This is a genomic window from Pantoea folii (assembly GCF_056678875.1).
In genome coordinates this window covers 157,942-170,535 of sequence record NZ_JBWXON010000001.1, presented here as the reverse complement: position 1 = coordinate 170,535, position 12,594 = coordinate 157,942, and the positions used below count along the sequence as shown (strand labels likewise).

11 protein-coding genes are annotated in these 12,594 nt (G+C 52.0%); all 11 read right to left on the bottom strand.

What is annotated here, in order from left to right:
- Nucleotides 1-74: 74 nt before the first annotated feature.
- On the bottom strand, nt 75-935 hold the full coding sequence (locus AC1MDE_RS00880; RefSeq protein WP_058961368.1) for a ketose-bisphosphate aldolase: 861 nt from the start codon (nt 933-935) through the stop codon (nt 75-77).
- Nucleotides 898-2,352, bottom strand: a complete 1,455-nt coding sequence (locus AC1MDE_RS00875) for a PTS fructose transporter subunit IIC (RefSeq protein ID WP_480344120.1) — start codon at nt 2,350-2,352, stop codon at nt 898-900. The genes AC1MDE_RS00880 and AC1MDE_RS00875 overlap by 38 nt, the downstream gene beginning before the upstream one ends.
- Nucleotides 2,353-2,375: 23 nt before the next feature.
- Entirely contained in the window at nt 2,376-2,852 is a 477-nt protein-coding gene (locus AC1MDE_RS00870; RefSeq protein ID WP_236699770.1) for a PTS sugar transporter subunit IIA, read from the bottom strand.
- Nucleotides 2,839-4,356, bottom strand: a complete 1,518-nt coding sequence (locus AC1MDE_RS00865; protein WP_058961365.1) for a BglG family transcription antiterminator — start codon at nt 4,354-4,356, stop codon at nt 2,839-2,841. Before AC1MDE_RS00865 ends, AC1MDE_RS00870 begins: the two co-directional genes overlap by 14 nt.
- Nucleotides 4,357-4,744: 388 nt before the next feature.
- Nucleotides 4,745-5,791 carry an NAD(P)H-dependent flavin oxidoreductase gene (locus AC1MDE_RS00860; RefSeq protein ID WP_058961364.1) on the bottom strand — a complete coding sequence of 349 codons (1,047 nt, stop codon included), beginning with the start codon at nt 5,789-5,791 and terminating at the stop codon, nt 4,745-4,747.
- Between the two features lie 187 nt (nt 5,792-5,978).
- Entirely contained in the window at nt 5,979-6,221 is a 243-nt protein-coding gene (locus AC1MDE_RS00855) for a hypothetical protein (protein WP_153012315.1), read from the bottom strand.
- A gap of 310 nt (nt 6,222-6,531) precedes the next feature.
- Nucleotides 6,532-7,581: a GlxA family transcriptional regulator gene (locus AC1MDE_RS00850; protein WP_479400136.1), complete on the bottom strand. Its 1,050-nt coding sequence runs from the start codon at nt 7,579-7,581 to the stop codon at nt 6,532-6,534.
- 12 nt (nt 7,582-7,593) lie between these two features.
- Nucleotides 7,594-8,460, bottom strand: coding sequence for a formyltetrahydrofolate deformylase (gene purU, locus AC1MDE_RS00845; RefSeq protein WP_479400138.1), 867 nt, complete (start codon nt 8,458-8,460; stop codon nt 7,594-7,596).
- 80 nt (nt 8,461-8,540) lie between these two features.
- Entirely contained in the window at nt 8,541-9,179 is a 639-nt protein-coding gene (locus AC1MDE_RS00840) for a sarcosine oxidase subunit gamma (protein ID WP_479400140.1), read from the bottom strand.
- Complete coding sequence (locus AC1MDE_RS00835) at nt 9,172-12,210, bottom strand: sarcosine oxidase subunit alpha family protein (RefSeq protein ID WP_479400142.1); 3,039 nt, start codon at nt 12,208-12,210, stop codon at nt 9,172-9,174. Before AC1MDE_RS00835 ends, AC1MDE_RS00840 begins: the two co-directional genes overlap by 8 nt.
- Nucleotides 12,207-12,575, bottom strand: a complete 369-nt coding sequence (locus tag AC1MDE_RS00830; RefSeq protein WP_034824015.1) for a sarcosine oxidase subunit delta — start codon at nt 12,573-12,575, stop codon at nt 12,207-12,209. Before AC1MDE_RS00830 ends, AC1MDE_RS00835 begins: the two co-directional genes overlap by 4 nt.
- Nucleotides 12,576-12,594: the final 19 nt, after the last annotated feature.

Here is a 12,594-nt window from a genome sequence, read left to right as displayed (position 1 = left end):
GGGCCGTACCTTTCGCTACGGCCTTAGTGAATAATGTGAAGAGTGATGCATTACCCTTCACTGATTACCATCGCTCAAGCGTAAAGCTCTGCTTTACCCGCCGAAGAGAATAAGCGCATTTTGTGAGCGACAACTTCTCTCGCTGCCGCCATCGGTTTCAGGAACAATTCACTGGGTTCATGACTGCCGCGTTTAATCTCATCTTCGAGCGCCACAAAGAATGCTTTCTTCATATCGCTTGAGATATTAATTTTTCCTACACCGTGCTGAATAGCTTCTGCCACTTCACTGTCTTTATTGCCCGACCCGCCATGTAATACCAGGGGAATATCCACCCGTGCAGCGATCTCTTTGAGTCGTGGGATATCCAGTTTCGGCTGTTTGCCCACAGGATAAAGGCCATGTGAGGTGCCAATAGCGACTGCAAGGGTATCAACGCCTGTTTCTTTGACGAATCGCGCGGCCTGGTCAGGATCGGTATAGAGGATCTCACTGTGCCCCCCTTCTGAACTGCCTTCAGCAACACCGATGGTGCCCAACTCCGCTTCGACAGAAACCCCTGCTGCATGCGCTATTTCCGTCATTTTTCGCGTCAGGGCGATGTTGTCTTCAAATGCCAGCAAAGAGGCATCAATCATCACCGAGGTATAACCGGTCTGAATCGCTTTGATATTGTGTTCCAGTGACTGACCATGATCCTGATGAATAACCACCGGCACGCTGGCTTTGGCGGCTAATTCGCGTAAATAAACAATAAAGGCATCACCACAGAAATCATGCTCAACCGGATGCACTTCAAGAATCACGGGGGAACGTAACTCTTCTGCAACCTCAATCACCAGGCGCGCGAATTCTGCTGAAGCGATATTAAAAGCGCCTACGCCAAACTTATTATTTTTAGCCACGCTCAAAAGATTCTTCATGTTGATTAACATCTTTCACTCCTTCAGTCAGGGTCTGATTAACGTCTTTTTTGATGACACGTAGGATCACTGCCGTGAATAACGCACCGGCAGCAATTGCGAAGATATAAGCCAATACATGTGTAATCACATTGGGGATAAACAGCACGAACACCCCACCGTGCGGTGCGCGAGAAGCACAGCCGAGCCCCATCGAAAGTGCCCCGGCCAAGCCAGAACCCGCACAGATAGCAGGAATCACACGCAGAGGATCAGAAACAGCGTAGGGAATGGCCCCCTCGGTGATAAATGAGAGCCCTAATACATAGGTGACTTTTCCGGTTTCACGCTCTTGCGCGGTAAATTTACGTTTGAATAACGTGGTCGCCAGCGCAATACCGATTGGAGGAACCATGCCCGCTGCCATGCAGGCCGCAATGGGTTCATAGATTCCGGTCGACATTAATCCGATAGCAAACATGCAGACGGTTTTATTTAACGGTCCCCCCATATCAAATGCCACCATGATGCCAATCATTAAGCCCATCACCGCAGCATTCATATTTCCCATGGTTTGCAAGAAGGTGGTTAATGCCTCTAGCAACAATTTGATAGGCTGACCAATAACCAGAATCATCAGTGCTCCGGTCAGCAGCACCGTCAATAATGGTACGATCAGAATAGGTTTGAGCCCGGCCAGTGCTTTTGGCAATTGAATATATTTTACTACAAATAACGTGATATACCCGGCGAGGAACCCTGCAAACAAGGCACCTAAAAAACCCGCACCGGTATGCACCGCTAACATGCCGCCTACCGCGCCAGAAACAATACCGAGGTTACCGCTGATGGATTTGCTGATCCCGAGGGACAATATCGGCAGCATCAGCGCGAAAGCCGCGCCGCCTCCGACATCGGATAACATTTTGGCGATGGGGCTGAAATTCGCATCACCCGGCGTAGCGGCCGTGATGCCGAATGAGAAACTGAGTGCAATCAATATTCCGCCGGCCACCACAAAGGGGATCATCAGATTCACGCCGGTGATCAGATGGATATAAAGTTGAGAGGCTAATGACTTTCCACCAGAGAAATTGGGGGCATCATCAATCCTGACTGAGGAGGTCTCCCCGGCTAATTCGGGTTTTAGTGCACCGTTCACAATATTATTCAACAAGCCAGTGGCATCCTTGGCCGCACGTGCCACCGGAACTTTGAATATACGCTTTCCTTTAAACCTTCCGGTATCAATCATTTTATCTGCCGCAATCAGCACCGCGTCGGCATTATTAATATCCTCGTCAGTGAAATGGTATTCACTCTCCACTGCTCCATGGGTTTCCACTAAGATATCTATGCCCATTTTAGCCGCGCTCTTTTTCAGATTCGCTTCAGCTATATAGGTGTGTGCTACGCCTGTTGGACAGGCGGTAACTGCAATGAGTCTCATGAGAAAACTCCAGATAGATAAGTTTATAATCCGGTATTGTTGACAATTAAGCGGTACAACGCTTCACGACTCTCAGCCTGCATAAGTTGCTCAACAATTTCATCATCACCAAGTGCGACTGATACACTGGCTAATACTTTGATATGCCCGATGCCGCTATCCGCGTTTCTGACGGCAAACAGAATAACCAGCCGGACGGCAACCTCATCTTCTGTTTCCCAGTCAACAGGGTGCCGTAATTGGGCCACCGCCATTCGCGTTTCGCGCACGGCTGGTGACTTACCGTGGGGGATGGCAACCTGATTATCAAAGCCGGTTGGGCCAAGTTCTTCACGTGCCAGGACATCGCGAATAAAGAGGGCTTTATCGCTAATAATATTCTCTGCAAATAGCAATTGTGACAGATACTCGATCACCTCTACCTTATTGCCTGCCACTAAATCGGTAACAACACAGGAGCGGCTAAGAATATCTGAGACTACCACCTTATCGAGCATCATCACTCTCCTTTATAATTTTAGTGAAAATTATCTTTTCAGAAACTCTTGCAATATCTTTTTTTGAAAAAAGCGCTGAGACATAGGCAATGGGTAACTCAACGCCTTCTAATTTGATGGTTGATACAATGAGATCGCAGTTTTTTATGCCTAACGTGGCACTTAACTGGCTTCCAGGCACAATGTCGACGATTTCCCACTCAGGGAATGCACGATTAATACGGCTGGCTAATAGCTGAGAGGTGCCGACGCCGCTGGAACAAACAATAATGATTTTCTTACAGGCACTGAATTTCTCTAACGCAGTCTGAATATAAAGCGTAAGGTAAGCGACTTCATCGTCAGAAGTGGCCGGATAATCAAAATTCACGCTGAGTTTTTCCGTGGCACATCTGACAGTTTCAAACGCGCGGCCAAATTCCAATTTGATGTCCTCTAATAGAGGATTATGAATAGCGATGCCATATGCGAGGCGGTTGAGCATCGGCTTAATATGCTGAGCCAAATCACGGCGTAGTTTTGCGTCCAGGATAAGATTGAGACCGAGCTCCTGCGAGCAGGCAGCGATAAATCTGCTAGCATATTCATCTGCTTCACTGTGTTGCGGTAATGAATTTCCTGCATCAGCCTTTAATACATGATGGCCGGATGAAATAATATATTGATAGATATAACTGACTTCGATTTCTGGCAGGCGTAAATTGTACTCTTGTTCCAGCCATGACACGGCTTTCTCTGCGATCATCCACTCTTTACAACTGTGTCGATGAAAGCTTGTGATCGTGGGTTGCTCCGCTAAACCAGAGACGCGCTGAATAGTGACCAACAGATGAGAGAACAAATTAGTGTAGTAAGGCTCACTGATGGCTATTGAGAGTTCGCTTTCAATAAAGCCAATTAAAGAGGTACAATTTTCGACATTCACTTTCCCAAACTGATCCACTAATTTTGTGCGAGAAAAGCGGTCAATGCGGCTATCTACCATTTGATAGTGGCTGAATACACTATTAGTAATAATCTCTTTTAACGCCATCCGAATATTCAGGTCGTCACCGCAGAGATGCGTGCCGGAGTGGTCTTTCACCATCCTCAAAGCAAAACCAGCAACCCAAAGCTCAACTTTCTTCAGGTCTTCGACAATGGAAGAGCGACTCACGTAATACTTTTCGGCCAACGCACTGATGGAAATCGGCTGAGGCGACTGCGTTAATAAATCCGTCGCAATGCCTACTAAACGCTTGGTCGTAAAAATCTCACCCTCTATTCCTGTCACACTGACATAGACACGATTAAATGGCGAACCGCCATCATAACGCAGCCCAAGGCCTGGCTTACTTTTAATGTGGCTATTCTGATCACCAAGAGACGTATTAATCACTTCAATATCACGACGTAAGGTGCTCACTGAGATCGCAAATGATTCCGCAACACGATTAGCGGCTACCCAATCATTTTCAGCCGCAAGATAATCGATAATTCCGCTTTGTCTCTTGTTCAGTGTTGTCATTATTGAAGACCCTGCGCCATTCCATGAATAGCTTTATAAAAGGTTTTGATCCTGGCTTAAATACTAAATGATGGACAGATTGTGGACATATCGTTGAACACTTAAATTTCTTTTTGTGGGTGTTCCCGATAAAAGAAAGTTGTTGGCGTACTCAGGAATTGCGGATGAAGGATTAATAATGACGGGGTTATCAATTTGAGAAATCTTGTCGCTTTAAAGCGTCTCTAAATTTTAAAAATGTGACATTCAAACTGGCAATGCATCGTTTCCGCACTACACCTTTCAACCTGCCGAATCAGGTGACATTAATATCGTTAACCAAATAGTTCAGCTGATTTGCGAAAATCTGACCGCCATTACGCGGTCAGATACAGAGAGTGACAGCAGGCTATGCACGCATTAACGACCTGACCAGCTCACCCGCAGGCATTTCACGTGCCAGCGCCGCTCCCTGCCCAGCCCACTGCGCGCCAAAGCCGTGGTGCTGTTTCGCCGCAGCGACAGCGGCAAGCGCTTTGCCCAGCGAATAGGTCAACGGATAATCCGGTACATCACTGTTGGCGAAGTCACGACTAAAATCGCAGAAATCATTGCGTAAACAGCGCGCCTGACGTCCAGAAATCGCAGCAGTAAGTTCGGTGCCGGTTGCTCTGGCCTGTTTCATTGCCGCGCGATATGCCGCGTTTGCCGCCGATTCCGGGCATAACACAAAGGCGGTACCCAACTGCACACCGTTTGCGCCCAGTTGCAACATGGCAGCGATACCTGAACCCTCCATGATGCCACCCGCCGCAATCACCGGATGCGCAGTTTGCTGACGGATCGCCTGCACCAGGGTGAAGGTCGACATTTGATGGTCGAAAGCCTGAGGATCAAAATGTCCTCGATGCCCGCCTGCTTCAATCCCCTGCGCCACGATGAAATCAATGCCGCTGCGCGCGATGGTCAATGCTTCTGCCACACTGGTCGCGGTGGCCAGCAACACGATCCCACGCTCCTTGAATCGTTGAATCACTGCCGCGGAAGGGATGCCAAAATGAAAGCTCACTGCTGCCGGGGCCGCCTGCTCAATCACACTGAGCATCGCGTCATTATTCAGGAAGGTTTGATAGATCTCCGAGAGAGCCGAAGGTAACTCGGCTTCATAACGCACAAACAACGGCGCAAAGCGATTAATCCACGCTTGCTCGCGTTCAACGTCGCGTACCGCTGGCGCATGGCAAAAGAGGTTGACGTTGATGGGGCCTCGGGTGAGCGCCTGCGTTTGCGCGATCATCACAGCTGCCTGTTCCGGAGTGGAGGCCCCCACACCGATAGAACCTAGCGCACCGGCATTGGTGACGGCGGCGGCCATTTCAGGGGTGGAGACGCCCGCCATCGGTGCCTGAATAAGCGGGTATTCCAGCTGAAGCGCCTGACACAGGGCGTTCGTCATGTTGCTATTCCTTTGATTTTGCAGTTGGGCAAACCTAAAGTCCCCTTCTGCGGCAGAGAAATCAACCCCAAATGTAGACCAGGAACCTCAACAGCACAGCGTGCAACGTAGAACGGTAAACCAAACGAGGGAATGAGACTAATTCGCAGGAGATAAACAGAGAGGGCAAGTTGCGCCCTCTGGAGAGTTAATAATTGAATTTACGTTTCTCTTCATCTTTTGCATTGGGCGCGGCAATTAAATTCCACAACGCTTTGCCGAGACGCAACAGACTTTTACCCGGTTTGATGTAGGAATTTTCAATGATGCCATTACTTACCGCGCAGAATATCACATCAATTTTCTTCACACTTCCTTTGGCGCGATGCCTTCCATATGCCTTATGCGGGAGTGCCGTGCGCGCTATCAGATTACAGGTTGACCCTTTCATTTCAGCCTCACAGTATATCCGTGAATTCGTAAGGGAATAATTGCACCAGCACGCAATGTTGGTCAACCTGACACCAAAGTGGAAATAATATAAAAATTCACATCAATATAATGTTTATCACCCACTGCCACGTAAAAATCAGCGTAATCAACAAGATAATTAATTAACAATTCATTCATATCCTTTTCTTATTTTTGTGAAATGGGACATGATTGATGTTTTTCTTTATACCCAACCTCACGCTTTGAAATTCAGATAAGTGGTGAAAATAATAAAGCCCACCCCGCATTGATAGCGTGTGGGCTTTACATCAAAAAATTGAGGATTGTTGAATTAATCTTTCAACATCCCGCCGTCGTTTGCGATAATCGGCGGGCGTTTCACCATACTGTTTTCGGAACCAGGAAATAAGATGTGAAGCATCAGAAAAACCGCATGATTTCGCGACACTGTTAATACTCACATTACTGCTGGTCATTAATTTTCGCGCATGCTCCAGCCGCATTTTGCGCCAGTGAACAGCCGCGGTATCACCGGTGCTGTGTAAAAATGCCTGGTTCAGCTGACGAAGGTTAATCTGCATGGCATGCGTCAGGGTTTGCAACGGCTCAGGCGAAGACAGATGCTGCTGCATGTACGCAACGGTGCGCTTTACCAGCTCATCATCATAGTTTTTTAGCTCCCCACCCATGCTGGAGCGTGCTGTGCTGCTTTGCCGCTTTTTACTCTCTTCCACCAGCAAGTACTTCTGCACTTTCTTCGCCCGCAATTCACCACAATGCTGCAGGATGATATCCATGGCCAAATCGCGCGCGGTGCCAACTGGACAGGAAATTATCCCGCCGTCACTCAGATAGGTTTGATCGATCACCGGCGTCACCGAAGGGAAGCGCTGACGAAATTCATCGCGCGTCGTAAAGTGAATCGCACACTTCTTGCCTTCCAGCAAACCCGCCTGAGCAGCCATAAAAGTGGCGCTGCACAGGGTAATAATGGGGATACGCCGCGCCTGAAGTGACCGCATCGCTTCCAGCAGCCACGCAGGCGAATCGCGCGTCTCATCAAGCAGGCCACCGGCAAACACCACGTAATCCCACTGATCGTCCAGGTTAAAAGGCGCGGTTGGCGTAATCTGCAAGCCACAGCTGGATGTTACAGGCTGATTGTCACAGCTCATCCACTCCCACTGACAGAAAATCTGACGACTGAGAAAAGACACATCCGCCGCAAAGCGGATGGGTTCGATCAGTTCTGACACGCAGTGCAGCGTGAACTTGTTGATCAGCACAAAGCCGATGCGAATGTCAGGCCGCAGCGGCAATGCCGGTTCGTCAGTGGCTGGATTCGGATAATTGTCCATCTCCACTGCACCTTACCGTGAGAACACCACGGTGCGATTTTCATACAGGAACACTCTGCGCTCGGCATAACACGAGACCGCATGTGCCAGCGTTAAGCGCTCGATATCGCGCCCTTTATCCACCAGATCGTCGGCGTAATCGGCATGACTCACCACCTCGACTTTTTGGCTGATGATTGGTCCTTCATCGAGATCTTCATTGATGAAGTGCGCGGTGGCACCCACCAGTTTTACGCCCTTGTCATAGGCCTGATGATAAGGCCTGGCCCCTTTGAATCCGGGTAACAAGGAGTGATGGATGTTGATGGCACGACCCGAGAGCTTCTGACACATCTCCGCCGACATCACCTGCATGTAACGCGCCAGCACCACCAGTTCCGCCCCCGTCTCCTGTACCACCTGCCAGATTTGTTGCTCCTGTTCCGCACGATTCGCCGCAGATACCGGGAAATAGTGGTAAGGCAAACCATGCCAGGCCACGATGGGCTCCAGCAGCGGATGGTTAGAGATCACCGCTTTAATATCAATGGCAAGCTTACCGGCGCGATGGCGATATAACAGATCGTTGAGACAGTGATCGGTTTTCGACACCATGATCACCACCGGCACTTTATAGCCGGGTTCGGTGAGTTCGAATGACATGTCAAAGTCAGCCGCGCGCGTGCTGAATTCATCACGAAATGCCGCCGCATCAAAGTTGTCGGTCTGCGGTTCAAATACGGTTCGGATGAAAAATCGCTGCGCGCATTTGTCATCAAAGCTGTGCTGCTCATTGATGTAACAACGCTGTTCTTTCAGAAAGCGCGTGACCACGTCCACGCTGCCCAGTTTACTCGGGCATTGGGCGGTCAAAATCCAGTTGGCATTACTACGACTCATAAAAGACCCTCACATCATTGGCAACTGAGCCGAATGGCGGTGACTTGCAAGCCACCGCGTAAATTGACGACGATGTCCTATCAGGACAGCACGCTAATGCCATATTCCGCGCCGGCATCCAGCAGCCAGCGATAGCTGTAGTCCGCAAAACTGCGGCGCACCACCAGTTCCCAACGATCTTCTGTTGGGCGACGCAGGATCACCGTGATGGTGGCAAAGCAGGTCATCACACCTTTACCTACCGGGAAATTCTGCGGATGAACGTCATACACCACCGATTTTTTCAGCAGATTGATCGCCTGTTCACCGCGCAACTCCAGCAAGGTTTGCCCGCCGCCAATGTTGACAATTGCGTAGTGCGCATCGCCGAGCGCAGCGCGTAACTGCTGCTCAATGGCATACTCTTCACCCTGCGGCACAATCAGCAGCCACTCGTCCGGTGACATCCACTGCGCGCTGTATGCACCGGCTTGCGTCAGGGATAAAGGCTGCGCGGGTAGAGAGAGCTGCAATACGGCGCGCAGCGCTTTATCCAACTCGATAGCCGATCCGCGCAGCGTCAGATGACCGAGGTCAGCGCGCTCGCGCAATGTGATATCCGAGGCGCCCGCTACCGTGGGAACACCCGTTTTGATATAGCTCCACACCAGTGGAGATTCGCCCATCCCCGGCGTCACAGGATGTGCATTAAAGAGGTTGGCAGTGAGGGTCTCAGACATTCTGGCGCTCTCCTTTTGGATCGATAAACACGGAGCTAACAATTTTGGCTTCAGTGAATTGACCGTCTGAACTGGCAAGCCAGACGGTTTCGCCCATGCGGTGATGTCCGCGTGTCACCACGGCCATGGCAAAGCCGCTGTCCAGCGTCGGGCTGTAGTAACTGGAGGTGACGTGGCCATACATCGGCACGGGGATCGCGTGCTGAGGATCGAACACCACCTGCGCACCCTCTTCCAGCACCACTTTAGGATCTTTCGGTAACAGCCCCACCAGCTGTTTACGATCCTCGCGCAGCACATCGGATCGGGTGTGCGATCGTTTGCCGATCCACGAGAACGGTTTGTCGTTGCCCACACACCACTCCATGCCGAGATCGTGCGGTGTCATTGATCCGTCGGTGTCCTGACCGCCAATAATGAACCCCTTCTCCGCACGCAATACGTGCATGGTTTCTGTCCCATAAGGGGTGAGGTTGTATTTCTTGCCGTGCGCGAACAGTACCTGCCAGACATGCAACGCATAGTTGGCTTGCACGTTGATTTCATACGCCAACTCGCCGGTGAACGAGATGCGGAACACGCGAGCCGGAACATCCGCCACCTTGCCTTCACGCCAGTCCATGAACTTAAAGCTGTCTCGCGCTAAATCGATATCGCTGAACTCCGCCAGCAGATCGCGGGCTTTAGGCCCGGTGACAGTGATGGTGGCCCAGTGATCGGTGACCGAGTTGAAGTAAACCTGCAGTTCCGGCCACTCGGTTTGATGCCAGAGTTCCAGCCACTCCAGCACGGTGGCGGCATTGCCGGTGCTGGTGGTCATCAGGAAGTGATTCTGGCCAAGGCAGCTGGTGGTGCCGTCATCAAACACCATGCCATCGTCGCGACACATCAGGCCGTAGCGCACACGGCCCACCGGCAGTTTGGCCCATTTGTTGGTGTAGACGCGTTCGAGGAATTCACGCGCATCCGGCCCCTGAATATCGATTTTGCCGAGGGTTGAGGCATCGAGCACGCCAACGCTTTCCCGCACTGCGCGACATTCACGTACCACCGCCTGATGCATCGTCTCCAGTTGCCCGTTGACGCGCTGCGGGAAATACCAGGGGCGCTTCCACTGCCCGACATCTTCAAATATCGCACCCTTTTCCACGTGCCACTGATGCAACGCGGTATAGCGCTCCGGCTGGAACAGCTCGTTGCAGTGGCGTCCGGTCACTGCGCCAAAGGCCACAGGCGTGTAGTTGGGGCGGAACATGGTGGTGCCAACTTCAGGAATGCTGTGATTCAATACCCGCGCCGCAATCGCCAGGCCATTGATATTGCCCAATTTGCCCTGATCAGTGCCGAAACCCATGACAGTGTAACGTTTGATATGTTCAATCGATTCAAAGCCTTCACGCGTAGCCAGCTCAATGGAAGCGGCCGTTACGTCATTCTGCAAATCGACAAACTGTTTCGGTGCGCGCATGGTGGTTTTCATGTGCGGCACCTGATACAGCGCCAGCGCCGGGCCATCGCGACGCGCCCGTGTTTGCGGCAGCGCCATCGGTTGCGGTGTGCCTCCGGTTTCTTCAGCAGCACGTTTTCCCGCCTCGAAACCGCTGCTGAGCACGTCAGGCAAGCTATAGATGCCCTGCGCGCCTCCCACTACCCTCATCCCTTTTACCTGGGGCGCCACAAAACCGAGGATATCGTCACGCCACTGCGGGCGCCCGCCGGTATGTGATGCGAGATGGATGACCGGACTGTAGCCACCCGAGCTGGCGACGGTGTCGCACACCAGACGCGTGGCGCTACCAACCACCACAAAGCTCTCACTGTTGATGCGGGCGATATCGACACTGCGCACGCGTGTTGCGCCTTGCGCTTCGATTACCGCGCTGCCGGTCATGATGGTGATGCCTTTGAGACGCGCCTGTTTCACCAACTCGCCGTCCGGACTCAGACGCGCATCGGCAATTGCCACCACTTCACGCCCGCTATCCAGCCAGTCCAGCGCTGCACGGTAGCCGTCATCATTGCTGGTGGAGACCACCAGTTTGTTGCCCGGCACGACGCCATAGCGATGGATATAGGTGGAAACCGCACCCGCCAGATAGTTACCGGGAATGTCGTTGCCGCTGTACACCAATGGACGCTCATGCGCGCCGGTGGCCAGCACCACCCGCCCGGCACGTAACCGGTGCATACGTTGACGCGCCTGTTTGTGCCCCTTGATAACTGGCGCAGTGATCGACAGGTGATCGGTGCGACGCTCTAGCAGCGTGACAAAGTTGTGATCGTGATAGCCGTTGGCGGTGGTTTTTGCCAGCAGCTGCACATTGTCCAGCGCCTGCAAGGTTTGCAGCACATCGCGGGCCCACAGCGCGGCACCTTTCTCATCAATGATTTCGCGGCTATCCAGCAGACTGCCGCCCATCTCTTCCTGCTCATCCACCAGGATCACGCGCACCCCACTGCGCCCTGCGGCCAGCGCCGCAGCCAGTCCGGCTGGACCAGCGCCAATCACCAGCACATCGCAGTGCTGATTGAAGTGATCATAAATATCGGGATCGGCGACGGTTGGGCTGCGACCCAGACCGGCCCCTTTACGAATGTATTTTTCGTAGGTTTTCCACATCGATGCCGGCTGTTTAAAGGTTTTGTAGTAGAAACCTGGCGGCATAAAACGCCCACCGATTTTGCCTACTACGCCCATCAAATCGCGATCGACATTCGGCCAGCCGTTGGTGCTGACGGCTTCCAGCCCCTGATAAAGCGCTTGCTGAGTGGCACGCACGTTGGGGATCTGTTCCTGCTCTGCGCCACCGAGCTGTACCACTGCATTAGGCTCTTCCGCGCCAGCCGCAACGATGCCGCGTGGACGGGAGTATTTGAAGCTGCGATTGACCACATCAATGCCGTTGGCGATCAGCGCTGATGCCAGGGTGTCCCCGACAAAACCTTCCAGCGTTTTGCCATTGAAAGTGAAAGTGATTTTGCGGCTGCGATCGATGCGACCGCCCTGTTTGAGGCGATTGACCTGGCTCATGATGCGCCTCCGGCCTGCACTTTTACGTTCTCATTGGCCGCTTCTCGTGCTTCCTGGCGCACCGGTAAGGTCACCACTTCTGCCTGCACGTTTTTGCCTGGCTGCTCACCGATTTTGTAGGTTTCCAGGATCTCGTAGGTCACGGTATTGCGCGTGATATTAAAGAATTTTCGGCAACCCACCGCGTGCACCCAGAGTTCGTGATGCACGCCGCGTGGATTATCACGGAAGAACAAATAGTCGCCCCACTCTTCGTCACTGCAGGCTTCCGGATCCTTAGGGCGCGCCAGATGTGCCGGGCCTTTGGCATGAAACTCTTCTTCTTCGCGATGCTCCTGGCACCACGGGCAATAAATATGAAACATGTTGTCTTTCTCCCGAACA